Raw genomic sequence first — 20421 nt, 5'->3', positions numbered from 1 at the left:
TAAAGATGAAACAGCATCCCCAGTACGGCAATCTGCTTCTTTTCGATCTACTCGAAAGGGAAGAGAATATTGTTCACTTCACTACCACACGAGAGGGTGGGGTGAGTCGTGGAGATTTTGCTTCTTTTAATATGGGGAATTTTTCGGATGATAATCCATTGAATATCAGTGAAAATAGGGAAATCCTTGCCCGTATGCTCTATATGGATATAAGTCGATTCATTATTCCTCATCAGACGCATGGAACCGAGGTCTTGACAATTGACAAGGATTTCCTTAGCCTTGATCATGCCACTGCCATTGAGACGCTGTATGGGGTTGATGCTGTTATTACAAGGGAAAAAGAAATTTATCTTTGTATTACCACAGCTGATTGTGTACCGATTATTCTGTATGACAAGGGCAATAATGTAATTGCGGCTATTCATGCCGGCTGGAGAGGAACTGTGGGACGGATTGTAGAGAAAACCGTCATCGCGATGGAGAAACAATTCGGCTCTTTGCCAGAGGATATGATTGCAGGTATCGGTCCGGCCATTGGAATGTCGAATTACGAAGTAGGAAATGAAGTAGTGGACAGGTTTTATGAGGAGGGGTTCGACCTTACAGATGTCGCCTCTTTCTCCAGAAAAACACCATCCTCCAAATATCATGTCGATCTGAAGGAGATCAACCGGAAGGAACTAATCAGGCTAGGAATAGATGCAGGCTGTATAGAGAAGAGCCCGTTATGTACATTCGATAGGGAAGATATTTTCTTTTCCGCCCGCAGGCAAACCGTACATTCCGGGAGAATGCTTACCGGGATTATGATGAAGAGATAAAAAAGAGAGAGTGAATTGTTGATATTCACTCCCTCCCATTCAGTTGACTATTGCGATCTTCGCCGGAAGATTGCTTTCAATTAATAACGTGCACTTACCACGTCCCAATCAATTATTTTCCATATTTCCTTCAGGTGGTCGGCACGACGATTCTGATAGTCAAGATAGTATGAATGTTCCCATACATCAAAACCTAAAATAGGAACCAGGCCGCTTGTAACCGGATTACCGGCATTGCTTTCTTTCAAGATAGAAAGTTTACCGTCCTGATCCTTTGCCAGCCATACCCATCCCGAACCGAATACGGAAACTCCGGCTGCATTGAATTCTTCTTTAAACTTCTCGAACGAGCCGAATTGCTCGTTGATTGCATCGGCCAGTTTCCCTTTTGGCTCACCACCGCCGTCTTTTTTGAAAGAGGTGAAGTAGATATTGTGGTTGAGGATCTGTCCCGCATTGTTGAAAATAGCGCCATCACTCTCTTTTACTACTGTTTCAAGATCTGCATTTTCAAATTTCGTCCCCACCACTAACTTATTCAGATTATCCACATAGGCCTGATGGTGCTTACCATAGTGAAGTTCTACTGTCTGTTTGCTGATAACCGGCTCTAAAGCATCGGTTGCATAAGGTAATGCTACTTTTTCGAATTTCATATTTACACTGTTTTTAGAATTGTCGTTTTCACTGTTTCTCGCGTTGGAATTGTTGCAACTGATTGCCGATAACGCAAATAATCCTGTCAATAAGTAATAATGAATTGTTTTCATATAACTAATTTATTTTTTTCCTGTCGGTCTATAGACCCAAAATAATTAATTTAATGATAATCATCACATCATTAAATCATTAAATTAATTTCCTGTCTGTCTATAACGAAAACACTCTGAGAAATGTTCGCACCCATTGATACCGATTCTTGTTAATTTAGATGAAATAGGATCTAAAAATAATAGCCTGACCGTTAAAAGTCAGGCTATCAGTCGTCTTTAAAATCTTATTGGTTTTTTCTATTCCGCTTGTTCTTTATTTATTCACTGAGATTAAGCGTTTATCTGTTTTCTCCGCTGTTCTCATTCTCACGCTCCTTATTTTCCTGTGAAGAGCCGGACGGAACTTTTTCATCGGTGTCGATGAATATATGATCTCCGGAGCCGTGAGGTTTGGGTGGGAGTTGTATGCCGGAAGAGGATTCTTTCTCATTCTCTAATATTTCCTGGGAACGGGATATCCAGGGGCGTTTGCCGAATATTTTTTCGAGGTCGTCGGAATAGATGATCTCCCTTTCCAGCAGGATACCTGCCAGCCTGTTGTGTCCCTCCGCTTTCTCGGTAAGGATATGTTTTGCCCTCTCATATTGCTGGTTGATCATCGCTTTCACTTCGTTATCGATCAACTTGGCCGTTTCATCGCTATAGGGCTTGGAGAAAGTGTACTCTTGACCTGACGAATCGTAATAGCTCAGGTTGGGCAGCTTTTCGCTCATCCCCATATAGGTTATCATGGCGTAGGCTTGCTTGGTCACGCGCTCCAGATCGTTCATTGCCCCGGAAGAGATTGATCCTATAAATAATTCTTCGGCGGCCCTTCCTCCCAACAGGGCGCACATCTCATCGAGCATCTGCTCTTTGGTCGTGATCTGCCGTTCCTCCGGCAAATACCATGCTGCTCCCAATGCTTTACCACGGGGCACGATAGTCACCTTCACCAACGGGTTGGCATGTTCCAGGAACCAGCTTAGCGTGGCGTGCCCGGCCTCATGGATGGCGATGGCTTTTTTCTCATTCTGGGTGATGATCTTATTCTTCTTTTCCAGTCCACCCACAATACGGTCGACTGCATTCATGAAGTCTTCTTTCTCCACGAATTTCTTCTTCTTTCGGGCAGCAATCAGTGCTGCTTCATTGCAGACGTTGGCTATATCAGCACCGGAAAATCCGGGTGTTTGACGGGCCAGGAATTCGACATCCACAGATTCATCTATTTTGATGGGGCGGAGGTGTACTTTGAATATCTCCTTCCGGTCGTTCAGGTCGGGAAGCTCCACGTAGATCTGCCTGTCGAAACGGCCTGCACGCAGCAACGCTTTGTCCAGCACATCGGCACGGTTAGTAGCTGCGAGGATGATCACACCGCTGTTTGATCCGAAACCATCCATTTCAGTGAGAAGTTGATTCAATGTATTTTCCCGTTCATCATTCGATCCGAAATTATTGTTCTTTCCACGGGCACGGCCTACAGCATCAATCTCGTCGATAAATACAATACAGGGCGCTTTCTCTTTTGCCTGACGGAAAAGGTCTCTTACGCGGGATGCACCCACACCTACGAACATCTCCACAAAATCGGATCCGGAAATGGAAAAGAAGGGGACGTTCGCTTCACCTGCCACCGCTTTCGCCAGCAATGTCTTTCCGGTTCCGGGAGGACCTACGAGTAAAGCACCTTTGGGAATTTTCCCCCCCAGATTGGTGTAATTATTGGGATTCTTCAGAAACTCCACAATCTCCTGCACCTCCTCTTTGGCTTCGGATAGTCCGGCAACATCTTTGAAGGTCACTTTCTGACTGGAATCCTTATCGAACAGTTGCGCTTTCGATTTGCCTACATTGAAAACACCTCCGCCGGCACCGGCACCACCCTGCATTCTGCGCATCATCCATATCCAAAATACGATGAGCAAAAGAAAGGGAGCAAAAGTGAGTAATATGCCCCAGAGTTCCGACGTTGTATCAAAACGTACCTCGATATCGTAGTTTTTTTCGGCCTTTACATTATCTATAAAGTTTGTTACGGCATCGGTCGAAGGAACTTTTATCAGGATCAGAGGTGTTCTCATTGCCTTGCCGGCATCATCTCCGAAAACATAGCTTATAGACTCTTCACGTACGACCGCTTCCGCAGTCTCTTTGTTGCTGTACACCACTACACTCTTGACTCGGTTATCTCTTACATATTCCTGAAACTCCGACCATTTTACCTCTTTTACAGTAGTATCTTGTCCGAAAAACCACATTCCCATGAGTAATGCCAATACTACGGCATAAATCCAGTAAGGATTGAATGGTCTCTTGGGATTATTATTGCCACCTATCTTAGGTCGCAGGGTAGGTTGTTTATCCTGTTTATTTTCTTTGTTCGTATTGTTCATTTGAGTGACTCTCTATTTCTTCTGAGTTATTGTAACAATTTTTTGGGAAATAAGTTTTAATCTATGGATGGAATACGTTCTGAATTGGCATCTTCCCAAAGGTTGTCGATATTGTAGAAATTGCGGAGTTCGGGTAGGAATATATGTACAATTATATCACCATAATCCATTGCAATCCATTCAGCAAGCTGTTGCCCATGCACACGGATAGGATCTTCTTTGGTGTTTTTCTTCACAATCTCATCTATTGAATCGGCTAAGGCCGATACCTGGGTGGGTGTATTGCCTTCACAAATTACAAAATAATCACATACAGCACCCGTCATGCCTTTTAAGTGGATAGTACAAATGTTTTTTCCTTTCTTCTCCTGAATTCCTTCAATAATACTTTGTAAGAGTTCGTTTTTTTCTGTCATTCTTTATTTTAAGTGAGTTGATTATACAAAGATAGGCTCTTTTTTAAAATAAAATCGAAAAAAGCCCCGTCTTTTTAAGACGAGGCTTCGACTTATATATTATTAAGATAGAGGAAGAACGTTCAATTATTACAATGTTTTTAGCTGGAGATTTTTCCAAAGCACTTTAATACCTCCTCCGTCATGGATTTGCAAAGCGATACGTCCTTGTGCCTTGCCTATCTTCTCGTCGGTCAGGTCAACCATCTCTTCTCCATTCAGGAAAGTCTTTACATTGTCACCTTTTACCAGGATACGTAAGGTATTCCACTCGCCCTCTTTTAATATTTCTTCCTTTTCATCGGGAATCTGTACCAGCCATCCACGTCCGTAGGACTCATAGATGCCGCCGGTGTCATGCCCTTTGGGAGCCACTTCTACCTGCCAACCATTTACAATAGCGCCCGGTTCGACAAATGAGCGGATGAAGACACCGGAATTACCGTCAGCTTCCTGTTTGAATTCGACGGTCAGGTCAAAATCATCGTAGTATTCACGTGTGGCAAGATACCCGTACTGTTTGTCCGGGCCGCTTTCGCACACCAAAAGACCATCCTGTACATACCATTTTTCGGTTCCATAGACTTCCCATCCGTGTAGGTCTGTTCCGTTGAACAGGTTCACCTCTTTTGTTTTGCGGGGTAACTCTTTGATCTTCACATTCCGGAACCAGGCTGCTGAACCGTGATCTTGCAGGCAGATAACGCCTTTGCGTGCCAATCCATATTCGGGAGCATTTTCCCATTTACCGCTGTTCTTGCGCACAAACCAATCCTCCGTCCAGGCCTCAAACTCAATCACCTTCTCACCGTTCAGCCAATGTTCCACATGACCGTTATCGAAAACGATTTTGGAGGTATTCCATTCTCCTGCCGGTTTGATAATGGTCTTTTCCGGATCGGTGGTATGCATGGCATAATCGGCCGCTGTTTTCTGCCAATCTTCTAACGGTTCGGGAAATCCGAGATCATCGATCAATTGGTATTCCGGGCCGGTCACATAAGGAACAGCAAACTTCGGATGTTCTACCACGTGGTACAGCACGCCGCTGTTACCGCCGTCAGCAATTTTCCAGTCCCATACCAGTTCGAAATTTTCATACGTTTTTTCGGTAACGATGTAACCGTGTTCATCGGCGCCTTCGCCCTTGGCCTGTATCATGCCGTCTTCGGCAAACCAGGGAGCAGTCAGTTCCTCACCATTGTAATCGCGCCACCCATTGAGTGTAGTACCGTCGAACAGCAGTTCCCATCCGTCGGCAATCTCCTGTTGCGTCAGCGTGTTGTGCTTCGCTTCACCTGTGCAACCTGTCATTACAATAATCATACTCATTAGAGCCAATAAAATAAATTTAGAATTCATCGCTTCTTTTTTAAAGGATTAAACTTTATAGTGTGATAATATTAATATTGAATGCAAAGGTACTGAAATGATGTTAATATGAAAGTATTTTACCTGATTTCTTTGATAATGCATCCGGTAGTAATGGGAATATAACAAAAGAATCTTTCTTTTTTAAACAAAGCTTTGCCAAATTCGTTTTATCTTCGCAGTTTAATAAATAATTTTACTTGATTTGAAACTCATTGATTTAGCTGTAGAGAAAGGAATTGGTAGTCTTTCATTCGTGGCGACTGTTGGTTTTTTTGATGGTGTACATATCGGTCACAGGCATTTGATCGATCAGGTAAAAAAGGAAGCAGAGAGGCACGGATTACCTTCGGCTGTGGTCACTTTCCCTGTACATCCCCGCAAAGTGTTGCAGACAGATTATCAGCCGGCGCTTTTATGCGGGTTTGATGAGAAAATTGAACAGTTGGCTACCACCGGTATCGACTATTGTATCAGCCTTCCGTTTACCGTTGAACTTTCTCAACTCTCTGCAAGGGAATTTATGCAAAAGGTTTTGAAAGAACAGCTCCATGTGAATACGCTGCTTGTCGGTTATGATCACCGTTTCGGACATAATAGGGAGGACAGTTATCCCGAATATAGCCAATATGGTAAGGAATTAGGTATGCAAGTAATCCTTGCTACCGAATTTCAATTGGGGGATAATGATGTGAGCTCTTCACAAATACGCCGGTTGTTGAAAGCGGGAAAGATCAAAGAAGCCAACGAGTTGTTATCATATAATTACAGGTTGTCGGGCAAGATTGTAGAGGGTTATCAGGTAGGACGAACCATCGGCTATCCTACGGCTAATATGCGGGTTTGGGAACGTTATAAGGTAGTCCCCGAACTAGGGGTTTATGCGGTGATGGTGCATTTGCGCGATCTTATCTACCCTGGTATGTTGTATATCGGGAGACGTCCTACACTGCATTCAGACAATGAGATCAGCGTAGAGGTCAATCTTTTCGATTTTGACGGTAATTTGTATAATCAGTCGATGAGTGTGGAATTTATCGATTTTATCCGTACTGACCGGAAATTTGATACCAAAGAAGAATTGGTAGCACAAATCCATCAGGATAAGGAATCAGTGAAACAACGATTGAAAAATAAAAAGTAATAGCGATCTGGCGCTGTTTCTGAAATCTTTCAGAACATTGAGAAACCTTTGCGAATGTATTCGGATATTGTATATAACGTCAATAGATTCCCATTGCATTCAACGCTCTTTGGTATGCCGCTGCGTTACGTGCATGTTCGGCATGGGTGGTTGCGAAGTTGTGCCGGCCGGAGAGATCGTCTTTGGCGCACATAAAAAGATACCGATGCTGCTGGGGCGATAATGTGGCTTCTATCGCCTGTATGGAAGGAACGCGGATCGGCCCCGGAGGAAGTCCGCTGTTCTTGTATGTATTATAAGGCGATTCTACCTCAAGATGTCTGAATAGAATGCGTCGCAATGCGAAATCTCCCACTGCGAACTTTACCGTCGGATCGGCTTCCAATCGCATACCCCTGTTTAATCGGTTCAGGTATAATCCTGCCACGATAGGATATTCATCGGCATAAGTGGCTTCTTCCTCCACAATAGATGCCAGGGTAGAGACCTGCACAGGCGTAAGTCCTATTTTCCCGGCCTTCTCTTTTCGCTCTTCATTCCAGAAAAGTTCATACTCCCTTTTCATACGGCTCAGCAGATTGTCGATGCTTGTATCCCAGTATACTTCGTAGGTATTTGGTATAAACATTGAGATGAACGTATATTCGTCGAACCCGAACTTTTGAGCATTGGCAGGATCCTCAAGTGCATTCAGCAATGAAAGGCTGTCGATCATTAACTGTTGTGAGATGCGTCCCGCCAGATTTTCCCTGATCCGTATATTATTAAATGTGAGATTTACCGGGGTTTGGTTTCCCGACCGCAACTTACGTATCACATCCGGCATTGACATGCCGTCTTCAATGGCGTATCTCCCGGTTTTTACCATGTTGGGATAATTCATGCGTTCAGCCAGCAGCCGGAAGATTTTTTCAGAGGGAAGCCCTACCTCTTTCAGTTGCCTGACGACCTCTTCATAATCCTTCTCTCGGTCGATATGGATATATGCTGTTTCCGTAAGTGAGAATGGCTGAAAGATTGTACTATATAAGTAGATCCCTGCTGCAATGACTGCCGACAATAGAATACTAAGGATCAGCAGCACTGTTTTATTTCTTTTTTTCTTCTTTATCTGTTCCATTTTGTATAATGACTCATGAGAATCGGTACAAAAATAGAACATTTTCGTTAAGCAAGAGCAGAACAAATTTATTTGTTTTGCCGGGCGGAGAAAATATCTAATGAAATTGAATGTTTTCGTTTGAAAAAGTCACCTTTTCTTTGACAAGTTGAAAACAATCTTGTATATTTGCATCCGATTTCAGGAAAATCCATCAGGAAGTGTGGGTGAGTGGCTGAAACCACCAGTTTGCTAAACTGACGTACGGGTAACTGTACCGGGGGTTCGAATCCCCCCGCTTCCGCGAAATAGTAAACCTTTGTAGGCGATTAGTTTACAGGGGTTTTTGGTTATTTGCCCAATGAAAAACGGAGGCCCACCCTAAGATTAACGTTCACAGGCTTTTCCTTATATATTGTTTCAACCTCACTTCCATTCTTAAAATAATAGATCACTCCCGGCTCTGCATACAATCCTATCTTTGAAAAAAGATTATATTCTACGCCTACCGAGGTGTTAATCGACCATTGCAACTGGTCTATGGATATATTATCTTTTTCGGTGGATTCAGGTTTATCATTAATGACATAATCCGTAATTAATTTACCGGAGACATTCTTTTCTACCATTCCTCCTCCTGATACATAGATTGATACATTCCTGACCTTCCAGAGATTATAATTAATGCCCAGAGGGATACCAATATTGTGCAGGGTTTGTTCACTGGTATAATAATGATTGTTACTGCCCGAGCGGAGTTGCGACGATAGTATGGTATAGGTTAATCCGCTAGTAAGACTCCATTTTTCGTCTAAATTATACTTTATGGAGGCTCCCATTGTCACGGGCTGTCTATGTTTCGCCTCAGTATAGACCGTACTTTGTTTATTTGCAACAACAATTCCTTCATGCGGATATTTTACTAAAAGAGGTGCCATATCTTCTCTTCCCGAAGAAATCTCTTCAGCCAAAAAACTTCTGTAACCATTGTATGTATTTGAAGAGCCTGATGAGATATTTGATGCGTAGAGACTTGTCTGCCATCTGGCGGGTTTGCTCCGCCGTGTAATTACCGGATAATGGATATTGGGTTCAGGCGTATGATAATCGTGATGCTGGTCTCTTGATACGGAGTGTCTATCGGTAACTTTTTCCTCCATACCGGATCCTTCTCCGGGATGTTCACTTTGGTCGTCACTGCCAGGCTCGTCCTCTTCCTTGTCAATAAAGAAATCACCCATTTTTCTGTCTGCAGATGCTGTAGAGGCAGATGCCGTGAAGGTCATGATATTTTTATCAGGGGCAAGGGATTCACGGTGGCCTTCTTCCGTGAGAAGAGTCCCCTCATTATCGAGATCTAAGGAGAGATTATTCCCCGGCTTGTGTCCCACTTCCGGTTTCTGAGTAATTGCAGGAGAATGCCGGGTGTCTTCTTTCAGGAAAAAATCTCCGACAAAAAGCAGGATTAGCAGGATGGCTGCTACCGCACCAATCCTTTTAGCCCACAACAGTATCTTTTTCTGTCCTGATGGAGATTGAACAGGGTGTTCCCGCGTCCGGAAAGGGAGTTCTTTGGTTACGATCTGCTCAATATCCTCCCATAATCCATCCGGAGAAGGTTCTTCATGAGCTTCCATCCTTTTACGCAGATTATCCGACCACTGACTATTCATGACTTCATTATTTTAAAGACTTGTACTCATTAATCTGCTTTGCTAAAAAACTTTTAGCCCTATGCAACTGTGATGCCGAGGTATTTTCCGTAATATTCAATATTGATGCAATTTCTTTATGGCTCTTCTCTTCGAAAATATACAAGTTGAACACTGTTCTATATCCCACCGGAAGGGCCCGGATCATCTCTAATATGGCGGATGCCGGAATTTGTTCAAAATCAGCTTCTTCTTCACTAATATCAGGTAAATCCCATAACGGGCTATTGATGATATTCAATCTCTCATTTTTTTTGAGAAACTTTAATGATTCATTGACTACTATGCGGCTGCTCCATGCTTTTAGAGATCCCACTCCCTTGTATTTAAAATTGGCTATTGATTTGAATATTTTTATAAAACTTTCCTGTAAGACATCCTTTACATCATCTGCGTTAGAGATATAACGAGAACAAACTGTGGTAAGATACCCAGAATAATTATTATAGAACTCTTTCATAGCAATGATATCGCCCGATAAGATCTTTTTCAGTAACTCTTGCTCATTATCTTTCTTCTCTAACATCGACATCAAGAAACTTTCTAAACCAGAGGTTGTACCATTCCACAAAGGTACAACCTCATAATTATTCTGACCGTAAAAAAGACTTTTTATTTTACAGGCACAGATATTCCGTTTTTTTTGTCTTTATCGTTTTTCCCTATTTTACATTAACCTCACTCCTTTCGTATGTTGTTGCTGATTGGACTGGCGATGAAGCACGGGAGTTATAGTCAAATTCTGCTGACTTCTCTCCGCTGAATGAATTCCATTTCAGCTTCAATTTCACTGTTTCGCCTTCCGTATCAGGTAATTTATCCAGTTTGAACGCTACCAAAGCGTCTCCCATTGTTCCATGTACATCACCGGAAGCATTATGCCTGAATTCCACTTCATACGGTTTCTCAGGATCTGGGCTTTCAAGAAGATTGACATAATGGATCTTTCCCCGGTCTCCTCCCCATAGGGTCCTGAAACGCAAGGTCAGGTAACCGTCCTCGACAAGTGTCACCCAATCGTTGACGATCTCCACAGGATCGTTTCCATATTCATCATCATTTTCATCTCCCAAATCAGGAACCATCGGTTTTGTCCGGATGCTGTCAATCCAGTTCACATGCACTGCTTTGCTATATATTCCACTGGGTACATCGACTTCTCTGTAGTTCACCAAGGCACGGACCTCTTTGGAATTGAAGGGATGTTTCGTCAGGTTTACAGGCAGTAGTGTTGTGTTATCATCCAATTGCAGATAAACAGAGTTGTCGTCGACTGCCTTGACTGTCACAAGCGCGTTTGGCCAATAACTGTATCCCGGGGAATCATCATCCAGGCATGACTGAAATAAAAGGAGGAAACAAACAAGACCTCCTGTCAATAAAAGTGGTTTTGTAATCTTCATAACTTCAATATTGATAAATTGTTATACATCTTATATTTCTCTCGTTCTATAAATACTAAATCCCGGAAACAAGGAAACCTTGCATCAGGATAATTTATTTAACAAAATTTACCAATAAATTTCTATTATGATCCGTCCCTCTGAATATGCCGGAATCTTATCAGTATCCCATAAAAATTGAATTGTTCATTAAAATTAGGCATTTTCTCGCAATGACATAGTCCAAGCAAGCTTGTCTTCTGTTCATATTGCTTAACGAAAATGTTGTATTAAAATATCTTTGTGATAGACTAATTCTATCTCATGATGCAAAAATCTATCAAAAATATGTTGTATAACATGTTTTTTGTTGTATCTTTGTGTCGATTTAAATGGCAAGCGAGTTATTTGAAATCACTTTTAGGTTATCAATTAATTTACTGACAAGGGCTTCTTGTAACTTGTGAACGGTTGCCGATAAATCATAACTTTTAAATGAAAGGAAAATTATGATTATCAAAAGCCTAACTAAAGAAGAAATTCTGTCTCAGATAAAATATCTGGAGCAGAACATCTCAAACGGGTCTGCTGCATACCGTGCAAACAGGGTGAACAGGCTTAGGAGTTTGAGAGCCGGCTTGCGTATGGCGAGCTGATGAAAAGGACTGGTGTCTGAAGCTGAGTAATCCGAAAAGGGATTACGAAAGCTTTGATTTAAGAAACTAATTGAATAAAATATATAGTAAGGCTGTTTTATACAGCCTTTTTTGCTTTTTGTAAAGCAGTGCGATTGTATTATAATCATTTATATAGGAAATCGTCTATTGAAATAGTATTTTTATATATCTTTGCCTCCGTTATCTAACAAAAAGTCTAAATTTATTACAATTTATGAAGGATTTATTATCAGCCAGACTGACCGCCCTATCGCCTTCTGAAACGTTCGCGATGGCACAAAAGAGCAATGAACTGAAAGCTCAGGGCATTGATGTGATCAACATGAGTGTGGGGGAACCCGACTTTAATACCCCTAAGCATATAAAGGAGGCGGCCAAGAAAGCGATTGACGATAATTTCTCTTTTTATTCTCCCGTGGCCGGATTTCCCGACCTGAAGAAAGCGATTTGCGAAAAGCTGCAAGCCGAAAATGAGCTGGAATATACACCTGCTCAAATTGTAGTCTCCGGTGGAGCAAAACAGTCGTTGTGTAATGTTATCCTTTCTATTGTGGATAAGGGTGAAGAGGTGATTATTCCTGCACCTTACTGGGTGAGTTATCCGGAGATGGTAAAACTTGCGGAAGGAACACCGGTCTTCGTTTATGCCGGAATTGAGCAGAATTTTAAAATCACTCCGCAGCAACTGGAAGAAGCCATCACTCCGAAGACCAAAGCACTGATCCTCTGTTCTCCGTCGAATCCGACCGGAAGTGTATATACCAAAGAAGAATTAGCGGCATTAGCCGGTGTGCTGGAGAAATATCCACAAGTGTATGTGATTGCCGACGAGATATATGAACATATCAACTATATCGGACAACATGAGTCGATCGCGCAGTTCAGTACTGTTCGTGACCGTGTGGTAGTAATAAACGGTGTGTCGAAAGGATATGCCATGACCGGATGGCGTATAGGATGGATTGCCGCACCACAGTGGATCGCATCGGCTTGTAGTATGTTGCAGGGGCAATATACATCGGGTCCGTCTTCAATCTCTCAAAAAGCAGCCCTGGCAGCCTATACCGGAGATCAATCCTGCGTGGGAGAGATGCGGATAGCTTTTGAAAGGAGAAGGAACCTCATCGTAGAGTTACTGGGACAGATTCCCGGATTGAAGGTGAACAGCCCGATGGGTGCTTTCTATATTTTTCCTGACTGCTCAAGCTATTTGGGGCGGTCGTATAACGAAAAAACAATACAGACAGCTACAGATCTGGCGATGTATATACTGGAAGAGGCTCATGTGGCCTGTGTGGGGGGGGATGCTTTCGGCGCACCCGGATGCATTCGTTTGTCGTATGCCACTTCCGATGAAAGCATTACCGAGGCGATAGCACGTATCAAAAAGGCGTTGGGAAAGTTATCGTAAAGATTCAGGCTATTTATATCTTTACAATATGCTTATAAATTAAAACCCGGTTTGAATAAAATCAACCGGGTTTTAATCTTATTGTATGATTTGCAAGTGTACCTTGGTCAAGCCCCTTACATCTTTGCCTGAATTACTACCGGAAAGTGGTCGGAAGGGAACCGTCCGTATGGCCTGTCGTTGAGTACCCCGTATTTTTTGACTGTGATGCCGGAGCTGACCCAGATATAATCGATCCGGCTATTCGAAGGTGCGTCCGGTCTGAACGCGTTGAAAGTGCCTTCTGTCCCGTAGGGCGGTTCCTCGGTTACAAGGTAGGAGTCGTTAAGCTTACCTGCATTATAAATGGTTTGAATAGGTTCATCGTCAGGGGTGGCGTTAAAGTCGCCGGTAGCGAATACCGGGCTGTCTCCCGCAATCTGTTCGATCTTTTCTATCAGTAACAGCGAAGAATTCTTGCGTGCCACTTTTCCTTCGTGGTCGTAGTGTGAGTTGAAAACGAAAAATTCCTTTCCCGATACCTGGTCTTTGAATTTTGCCCATGAGCAGATGCGGTTGCAGCAGGTGGCATCCCATCCTTTTCCCGGGACCTCAGGTGTTTCGGAGAACCAGAAATCACCATTGTCAAGCAATTCCAAACGATCTTTTTTGTAGATGATGGCCGAATGCTCACCGGCATCTTTACCGTCATCACGCCCGGCTCCCACATAGGTATAGCCGTTCAATTCAAGAATATCATCAAGTTGATGCTTAAATCCTTCCTGAGTGCCGATAATGTCAAGATCGTGGAATCTGATCAGGCCTTTCACCATCTCTTTCCTGTTCGGCCAGGCATTCTCACCATCGTTTGGGGTGTCCATCCTCAGGTTGAACGATGCGACTCTCAGGTTGCATTCTTCCCCACTATTGTTATTCGTGCAGGCTGCTGCTATTATTGTCATAAGAGACAAACCTAAAATAAATACTGTTTTTTTCATTTTTTTCCGTTGATTATATGTGTATGTAATGTTTTTCCTGACAAATCTTTCTGCCGTACATTTATCCTGGAGTCTACCGTGATGTCGAGGTAGATCTCATCGTCATTGATAAGCACCTGTACCGATGGAGAGACTCGGTAAATGTTTTAAAGCCCGAAATTACATTTTCCGATCAAGAAAAACAAGCAAGCCTGTGAAAATAATTGACAGGCTTGCTTGAGATACCGGTGACAATACTATTCCCATCCGGGATTTTGTCCCAGATTGGGATTTTTCAGTAAATCCGCCTCAGGGATTGGGTATAGGTACTTTTTATCCAACCACTCTCTTGCTCCCGGATTCCAGATAATTTCTCCGGAATCGCCATTCGATAAGATTCTGTTGCCAACCCCGGCGGAGGTGACATCAACAAAAACTGAGGCTTGTGAGGAGGAAGGCCGTTCTCCCCGGTAAAAACAGACATCCATTATGCCGTCTTCGTTCAGGTCATAATCGCCCAATGCGGGCACATACATCCCATTCATGGGAGCTTCGGCAAATAAATCGCCTAAACGCCATCTGATCAGGTCGTCGGGTCTTAATCCTTCCGTGATCATTTCTACGGCGCGTTCGCGGAGCACCTCCAATAAAACCGGATCAGTGAATTTGCCATTATAAAACTCAATCATATAAGGATCGGCTGTCGAAGGTTTTTGAATGAGTGTCGCCCCTTGTATCCCGGCACGAGCTCTTAAAGCGCCGATCGTTGATGCCCACTGGGCATCTGTCATCGTACCCAGTTCGGCTAAAGCTTCCGCTTTATTCAAGAGGATCTCGGCATAACGGAATATAAGGTGTGCGTTCTCATTCCGGCTTTCATCGTCATATGGGAATCGCTCGTCGTAACATCCTTTTATGATTTGATAACCTGTATACGCTTGTTCCAGATTAGGAGGAGCAATGATCGGTACTCCGTTTTCGGTACGGTGGTAATCTCCGACCCGGATGGTCTGACCGAGACGCAGATCCCTGTTTTTTACCTCTTCTGTAAATGGGGTTGTTCTATAATCAGGATCGCTTGTAAAGGGAGTACCGTCGATATTCAGATAGGTATTGATAAACCGGCGCGTCAGGGAAGGACGGTTCCCGTAAGTAGGGCTTATCGTTCTTCTGTTTCTGGAACTGAATACCTGTAAATTTGCGTCCAGGGCAACTGCCAATATTGTTTCATTACTATTGGGAGTCTTTTGAAGAAACAGATCACGGTAGGCGGTCGCCCCTTCTATCAGGGAGTAACCCGTGATCTCATCGGCGGTTTTTACCACTTCCTCAAACCATGTATTGGCCGTGCCTTCTTTTCCATATTGCGTATGATACTTCCTGAAAGAGGCTTCATAAAGACAGACTCGTGTCTTGAAAGCTCTCACCACATCCTTTGTAATGAGAGTGCGGGTAGGCTCCGAGATTGTTGAGATATGCTCTATGGCGTAATTCAGATCTTCCAGCACATACTCCATCACCGCAAACCGGTCATGGCGGGGTCCATACAGAGTTTCATCGTCATCAACATCTATCGTGCGGTCAATCCAAGGCACATCTCCGAAACGCTTTATCATTCCAAAATAGAAGTAAGCTCTGAAGAAACGGGCCAATCCCAGGTAATGCTCTTTCTCCGCGACGGAGCTTTGTTCCGTGTTTTCAATAAAATAGTTGATATTCCGTAAGTTGCTCCATGACCACCCGCTGCTTGTAGCGGGGCTTAATGCGTTAGGCATGAAACGCGTATCCACATTATTACGCGCGATCAAATCACTGTTATCGTCTATGGCAAAAACACCGTCGTAAGGGGTAGGCAGCATTTCATAAAACGAATTGGAATAAAGTTCCAGGCCGCTTGCCGTTTCAAAAATAGCAACGCGCGACGCGGTAGCCTGGGGCAATTCTTCCAGGTCGCAGGCTATAAAGTTCAATATAAAAGAGAAGCTTAAAAATATGTAAATATATCGTTTCATTGTACTCTGTTTTAAAAGTTGATAGATAAACCTAAAGAGATGGATTGTAGTGTAGGATAATTGTAACCGTCACCGTCAGTCCGTGTATCATCGCTGTTGAGTCCGGTTAATTGGGTACCGGCACCCCAGATGTTCGTAACATCCGTATCCCGTGTAATTTTATAGAGAGGCGACCATGTCCATAAGTTTTCCCCGGAGAGGTAAATTTTTATATCATTCGCCTGGATCTTTGAAGAGATACCGGTAGGGAGCGTATATCCGAAATGAAGGTTTTTCAATCTTATATATGCTACATTCTGCAGGTACCGGTCATTGGGAAGGGCTAACTGACCGTTTGCATTCTGAGCGGTATAACCCGATATAAGCGGCAGGTAAGCATCGAAGTTTTGCAGCTCCGGACGGAATTGTTGATCTTCCTGCCAGCGGGGATAATCGTTGTAAGGACGATTGTATTGTCCCCAAAAGCGAGCTTCTCTGGAAGGATACCACTGCTGTTTACCCACACCCTGGAAGAAGGCCGTCAGGAAAAAGCGATTCCAGTCGGCGCCCAGATTAAATCCGTAAACATACCGGGCGGAGTTATTGCCGATAATTGTTTTGTCGCCGGAATCATCCGCGCGGTTTAAACCGTGATAAATCTCATCATCTCCATCGAGATTCTTGAACTTTAAATCACCTACATAGTTTCTTCGGGTATTGTGAGCCAGGATATTGGATTGAGAGGGTGAATTGGCAATCTCCTCTTCCGATTGGAACAGGCCTTCTACCCGGTATCCCCATATTTCCCCGATTGTCTGGCCGATATAATAGTCCGTAAGGTTTTTATCGGGATTATAATAGTCTGTGATAACCGACTTCGAGTCTGCCAATGTTGCCCTGACACTGTAGTTGAACGGTTTCCCTCCCAGGATGAATCTATCCGCCCAGTGTAAGGATATTTCCCAGCCTGTGGTCTCCAATGCTCCGTAGTTGCCTTTGGGGACGTCGGTGCCGAAAATAGCAGGCACGCTGGGTCCCACGGTATACATGTCATCCGTCCATCGTCTGTAAATATCGCCGGTAAATGATAAGCGGTTGTTTAACGCGTTTATATCCAATCCTATGTTTCCCGTCGTGGCAGTCTCCCATGTCAGGGAATTAGGTATCACCCCGGGCTGGGCGGTACGTTGAGGACGTGTATCCCCTAGTATCCTCCCGGATTGGCTGATCCCGAAATTTTCCGTAAATGTATAAGGACTGATCGATCCGTTACCTAATGAACCGTAAGATATCCTGAATTTTACATTTGAGATTGCATTTGGATCCACTTGCCAGAAAGATTCTTCCGATAATCTCCATCCGGCGGATACGGAGGGAAAGAATGCCCATTGCTGGTTACTGGGGAATTTTGATGAACCGTCGTAACGACCGTTTACCTCCAGCAGGTAGCGCTCCATAAAATTATAATTTATCCGGAAGAAGCTGCCTGCAATCCGCCATTTACTGTATCCGCCTGATGTGGTGATATTATTCCCCAATGCAAGATTAATATCCCTGGCATCTTCGTAGACTATTCCGTTCCGGGTCATAGTCACGTTTTTATATACGGATTGTTCATAGTTGAACCCGGCCAGAAATTCGAAGTTATGTTTTTGCTCAAATGATTTGATATAATTGGCATACACGTTTGTAGCCAGGTAATCCGTTGTGCTGCGACGTTCCTGCAAATCATTGGTGTTGGTCCCGGTATATCCGATCTGGCCTTCGTAACGGCTGTACGGAACCTGGACCCTTATTTGCTGGTGACCATACTCCGTATTCTGGAAAGTAAAATCTGCACGCAGGGTTAAGCTTTTATCGAGAAAAACAGCTTCCAATGCGGTTTTATTCTTTATTATGTTCTGATGTAGATCCGCGCCGTTTTTTCCCAGATACCTGTCTCCTAACGTATACGCAGCAGGAAATGATAAGGTTCCGTCCGGATTGGTAAGCGGCGCCAAAGGATGGGCCTCGTCCGCCATATTACGCCATATATTGGATCCTTCACCCACATTGACAGGTTGCCGGTATTTCATAGAGGAGTATTCTACGTTATTGTCAATGTTCAGCCATTTGAATACCTGTACATTACCCCTTCCTCTTAGATTATACATCGAGTACTTGTCGGTATTATACTTGTATAACCCTTCCTCTCCGTTATAGCGTCCACTCAGATAAAATGAAGCAAGATCATTCCCTCCGGACATGGATATGTTGTGATCCTGTGCAAAGAAACTATCCTTGTAAAGCTCTTTATACCAATCCGTACTATAATAATATTCGTATGCGCCCGTAACAGGATTCACTTCAACCCGGGGGAGAGACGGGTCTTCCCACCTTCTTTTGATCTCCTCCAGATAAGCAGGTGAGAATGACATTGTTTTGTTGATGGCAGTGGGCGTATTTCCGTTATCGTTCCAGTTAGCCCACGCATCACTGAATGATTTCGCCCATGGATAGGAATCTGTGATGTTGTCCGGAACCGTTGTAGGCCGTTTGGAGGTGAAATTCCCGGTATAATTCAATGATGTTCTTCCTTTGGATGCTGATTTTGTCGTAATCAGCACTACGCCGAATGCGGCTCTTGCCCCGTAAATTGAAGCGGAAGCCGCATCTTTTAATACCGAAACACTTTCAATATCATTCGGGTTGAGCATACGGGGGTCTCCCTCTACGCCATCCACCAGGACCAGGGCGCTGCCTCCCTGACCGATAGAGGTTGTACCACGGACATTGTATGAAGGTGATTGAGTGGGTTTTCCATCGCTTAATTGTATATTTAGATTAGGTATAACACCCACCAACGCCTGGGTCATATTGTTCACCGGCCTGTTTTCAAAAACCTCACTGGTTACCTGTTCTACAGCCCCTGTGAGATTTACTTTTTTTGAAGTTCCGTATCCGACTACCACCACTTCATCCAGAAGTTCCGCATCTTCCTGTAATACCATGTTTAAGACGGATTGCCCATCCCATTGGACTTCCTGTGTAGCAAAGCCAATATATGAAAAAACGATGGTTGCTCCGGAAGGCGCAGACAAGGTGTAATTCCCGTCGATATCGGTAATGGTACCGTTAGTGGTACCCTTTTCTACCACATTCACTCCGATAAGAGGCAGGTTGTTTGCATCCTTAACCGTTCCTCTTAACGTCACGTTTTGCGAATACACCGTACACCAGAATAAAAAGCAGGCTGCGAGTAGATTCACACGTAATATGTTTTTTGATGTCATTTGTTTTTCTGTCATGTTGAATAAACTTTTAATAAAATAACTGATTATTGAAATTCGACCGCAAAGAAAGGCTAATAATGTTAAGGACCCGTGAAGAGAAAATGAAGAATAAGTTACTTAACATTCCATTTCTGGAGCGGTACCGAGTGTTTTGTTGATAGAATTAATCCATGTGTTTTCAATCTCATTGAATTAGATTTTATTATCAATAGAGTATTATTCCATTCGTTTAGATTTTTCTTTGTTGTATTGTTATCAGGTCTCCGTTTTTTCTCCATATTTTGCCGCAGCTGCCTTTACGATCTTTATATAGGTTATCCCTTTTTGGGAACGCAAGGCGCGGCTGACGGTATTCGGGTGTATGCCCAGCGTCAGGGCGACTTCTTTTTTCCAGCCGTGCGGCAAAAGCAGGGGTAATTTAGGCGATGATAATTTTTTTGCTTCCATATTCTTAGATTTTTTACAATTATATCTACCTTTGAAGACGTGGTGAGTATTCACACTACAAAGATAAAGATAATTATCTGTATTGTCCAAATTTTTAAAGATAAAAATCATGACCGATAAGCAAAAAATATTGGAATACCTTAAATATAAAGGAATTAGTAAAAATAAATTTTACCTGAAAACAGGTTTGTCGGTAGGTTTTTTAGACAGTGGAAAGAGCTTGGGTGTGGATAAACTGAGAGAGATATTAGATATTTATCATGATTTGAATCCGGCTTGGTTTCTCCCGGGGGACGCTCCTATGCTTATATCTGATAATGAGTTGAATGAAAAAGAGAAACAATATATCCGACCAATAGATATATCCGATTTGATAAGAAAAATAGAGGAGTTATCCGTTCAATTGGGTGCCCAAATCAATGAAAACAAACATCTCCATGAAACCAACCAGCGCTTGCTTGCACAAATCGATGATTTAAAAAAGAGCTGTTCTAATGATGTGCAGCATGGTATTGAAGATAAATAATTC

General features: G+C 43.2%; 16 protein-coding genes and 1 tRNA gene. 5 read left to right on the top strand and 12 right to left on the bottom strand.

The window, feature by feature from the left end; genetic code table 11:
• The first annotated feature begins 5 nt into the window (after positions 1-5).
• A complete protein-coding gene (gene pgeF, locus U2P89_RS13965; RefSeq protein WP_322191678.1) occupies positions 6-824 on the top strand; it encodes a peptidoglycan editing factor PgeF in 819 nt (272 codons plus the stop codon).
• 80 nt (positions 825-904) lie between these two features.
• Here pgeF and U2P89_RS13960 read toward each other — a convergent pair whose 3' ends face one another.
• The 4 genes from U2P89_RS13960 to U2P89_RS13945 form a co-directional block, all read right to left on the bottom strand.
• A complete protein-coding gene (locus U2P89_RS13960) occupies positions 905-1480 on the bottom strand; it encodes a superoxide dismutase (RefSeq protein WP_026327638.1) in 576 nt (191 codons plus the stop codon).
• Between the two features lie 395 nt (positions 1481-1875).
• Positions 1876-3975, bottom strand: coding sequence for an ATP-dependent zinc metalloprotease FtsH (gene ftsH, locus U2P89_RS13955; RefSeq protein ID WP_322191677.1), 2100 nt, complete (start codon positions 3973-3975; stop codon positions 1876-1878).
• A 56-nt stretch (positions 3976-4031) separates the two neighbouring features.
• Positions 4032-4391, bottom strand: a complete 360-nt coding sequence (gene rsfS / locus U2P89_RS13950; protein ID WP_076928556.1) for a ribosome silencing factor — start codon at positions 4389-4391, stop codon at positions 4032-4034.
• 129 nt (positions 4392-4520) lie between these two features.
• Positions 4521-5762 (bottom strand): DUF1080 domain-containing protein, encoded by a 1242-nt coding sequence (locus U2P89_RS13945; RefSeq protein ID WP_313381684.1) that lies wholly within the window; start codon positions 5760-5762, stop codon positions 4521-4523.
• A 244-nt stretch (positions 5763-6006) separates the two neighbouring features.
• Here U2P89_RS13945 and U2P89_RS13940 point away from each other — a divergent pair, with 244 nt between their 5' ends.
• Positions 6007-6945: a bifunctional riboflavin kinase/FAD synthetase gene (locus U2P89_RS13940; protein WP_091905019.1), complete on the top strand. Its 939-nt coding sequence runs from the start codon at positions 6007-6009 to the stop codon at positions 6943-6945.
• Positions 6946-7024: 79 nt separating this feature from the next.
• Here U2P89_RS13940 and mltG read toward each other — a convergent pair whose 3' ends face one another.
• On the bottom strand, positions 7025-8065 hold the full coding sequence (mltG, locus tag U2P89_RS13935) for an endolytic transglycosylase MltG (RefSeq protein ID WP_322191676.1): 1041 nt from the start codon (positions 8063-8065) through the stop codon (positions 7025-7027).
• 196 nt (positions 8066-8261) lie between these two features.
• On the opposite strand from mltG, the gene U2P89_RS13930 reads away from it, so the two are divergent.
• Positions 8262-8348, top strand: a tRNA-Ser gene (locus U2P89_RS13930).
• A 46-nt stretch (positions 8349-8394) separates the two neighbouring features.
• Here the strand turns inward: U2P89_RS13930 and U2P89_RS13925 are convergent.
• From U2P89_RS13925 to U2P89_RS13915, 3 genes are all read right to left on the bottom strand, one after another.
• Positions 8395-9717, bottom strand: coding sequence for an outer membrane beta-barrel protein (locus U2P89_RS13925; RefSeq protein ID WP_322191675.1), 1323 nt, complete (start codon positions 9715-9717; stop codon positions 8395-8397).
• 7 nt (positions 9718-9724) lie between these two features.
• The gene (locus tag U2P89_RS13920) at positions 9725-10282 is read right to left on the bottom strand and encodes an RNA polymerase sigma factor (RefSeq protein ID WP_416188643.1); all 558 of its coding nucleotides are present in this window, start codon (positions 10280-10282) and stop codon (positions 9725-9727) included.
• Positions 10283-10418: 136 nt separating this feature from the next.
• The gene (locus U2P89_RS13915) at positions 10419-11159 is read right to left on the bottom strand and encodes a hypothetical protein (RefSeq protein WP_322191674.1); all 741 of its coding nucleotides are present in this window, start codon (positions 11157-11159) and stop codon (positions 10419-10421) included.
• A gap of 870 nt (positions 11160-12029) precedes the next feature.
• On the opposite strand from U2P89_RS13915, the gene U2P89_RS13910 reads away from it, so the two are divergent.
• Positions 12030-13226 (top strand): pyridoxal phosphate-dependent aminotransferase, encoded by a 1197-nt coding sequence (locus tag U2P89_RS13910; RefSeq protein ID WP_092027398.1) that lies wholly within the window; start codon positions 12030-12032, stop codon positions 13224-13226.
• 116 nt (positions 13227-13342) lie between these two features.
• On the opposite strand, the gene U2P89_RS13905 is transcribed toward U2P89_RS13910, so the two are convergent.
• The 4 genes from U2P89_RS13905 to U2P89_RS13890 form a co-directional block, all read right to left on the bottom strand.
• A complete protein-coding gene (locus tag U2P89_RS13905) occupies positions 13343-14203 on the bottom strand; it encodes an endonuclease/exonuclease/phosphatase family protein (RefSeq protein WP_092027396.1) in 861 nt (286 codons plus the stop codon).
• Between the two features lie 236 nt (positions 14204-14439).
• The gene (locus tag U2P89_RS13900; protein WP_322191673.1) at positions 14440-16194 is read right to left on the bottom strand and encodes a RagB/SusD family nutrient uptake outer membrane protein; all 1755 of its coding nucleotides are present in this window, start codon (positions 16192-16194) and stop codon (positions 14440-14442) included.
• 11 nt (positions 16195-16205) lie between these two features.
• Positions 16206-19445: a TonB-dependent receptor gene (locus U2P89_RS13895; protein WP_322191672.1), complete on the bottom strand. Its 3240-nt coding sequence runs from the start codon at positions 19443-19445 to the stop codon at positions 16206-16208.
• A gap of 255 nt (positions 19446-19700) precedes the next feature.
• Positions 19701-19892: a hypothetical protein gene (locus U2P89_RS13890; protein ID WP_322191671.1), complete on the bottom strand. Its 192-nt coding sequence runs from the start codon at positions 19890-19892 to the stop codon at positions 19701-19703.
• Positions 19893-20022: 130 nt separating this feature from the next.
• Here U2P89_RS13890 and U2P89_RS13885 point away from each other — a divergent pair, with 130 nt between their 5' ends.
• Positions 20023-20418: a hypothetical protein gene (locus U2P89_RS13885; protein ID WP_322191670.1), complete on the top strand. Its 396-nt coding sequence runs from the start codon at positions 20023-20025 to the stop codon at positions 20416-20418.
• Positions 20419-20421: the final 3 nt, after the last annotated feature.

Origin of the sequence: Proteiniphilum sp. (assembly GCF_034331125.1) — a bacterium.
Taxonomy (GTDB): Bacteria; Bacteroidota; Bacteroidia; order Bacteroidales; family Dysgonomonadaceae; genus Proteiniphilum; species Proteiniphilum saccharofermentans.
The sequence above is the reverse complement of the archived record's forward strand: the minus strand, read 5'-3'. Positions and strand labels throughout refer to the sequence as shown.

Coding starts and splice junctions, on each gene's coding strand:
- pgeF (WP_322191678.1), top strand. CDS start 6: ATGAAACAGCATCCCCAGTACGGCAATCTGCTTCTTTTCGATCTACTC.
- U2P89_RS13960 (WP_026327638.1), bottom strand. CDS start 1,480: ATGAAATTCGAAAAAGTAGCATTACCTTATGCAACCGATGCTTTAGAG.
- ftsH (WP_322191677.1), bottom strand. CDS start 3,975: ATGAACAATACGAACAAAGAAAATAAACAGGATAAACAACCTACCCTG.
- rsfS (WP_076928556.1), bottom strand. CDS start 4,391: ATGACAGAAAAAAACGAACTCTTACAAAGTATTATTGAAGGAATTCAG.
- U2P89_RS13945 (WP_313381684.1), bottom strand. CDS start 5,762: ATGAGTATGATTATTGTAATGACAGGTTGCACAGGTGAAGCGAAGCAC.
- mltG (WP_322191676.1), bottom strand. CDS start 8,065: ATGGAACAGATAAAGAAGAAAAAAAGAAATAAAACAGTGCTGCTGATC.
- U2P89_RS13925 (WP_322191675.1), bottom strand. CDS start 9,717: ATGAATAGTCAGTGGTCGGATAATCTGCGTAAAAGGATGGAAGCTCAT.
- U2P89_RS13920 (WP_416188643.1), bottom strand. CDS start 10,282: ATGTTAGAGAAGAAAGATAATGAGCAAGAGTTACTGAAAAAGATCTTA.
- U2P89_RS13915 (WP_322191674.1), bottom strand. CDS start 11,159: ATGAAGATTACAAAACCACTTTTATTGACAGGAGGTCTTGTTTGTTTC.
- U2P89_RS13910 (WP_092027398.1), top strand. CDS start 12,030: ATGAAGGATTTATTATCAGCCAGACTGACCGCCCTATCGCCTTCTGAA.
- U2P89_RS13905 (WP_092027396.1), bottom strand. CDS start 14,203: ATGAAAAAAACAGTATTTATTTTAGGTTTGTCTCTTATGACAATAATA.
- U2P89_RS13900 (WP_322191673.1), bottom strand. CDS start 16,194: ATGAAACGATATATTTACATATTTTTAAGCTTCTCTTTTATATTGAAC.
- U2P89_RS13895 (WP_322191672.1), bottom strand. CDS start 19,445: ATGACATCAAAAAACATATTACGTGTGAATCTACTCGCAGCCTGCTTT.
- U2P89_RS13890 (WP_322191671.1), bottom strand. CDS start 19,892: ATGGAAGCAAAAAAATTATCATCGCCTAAATTACCCCTGCTTTTGCCG.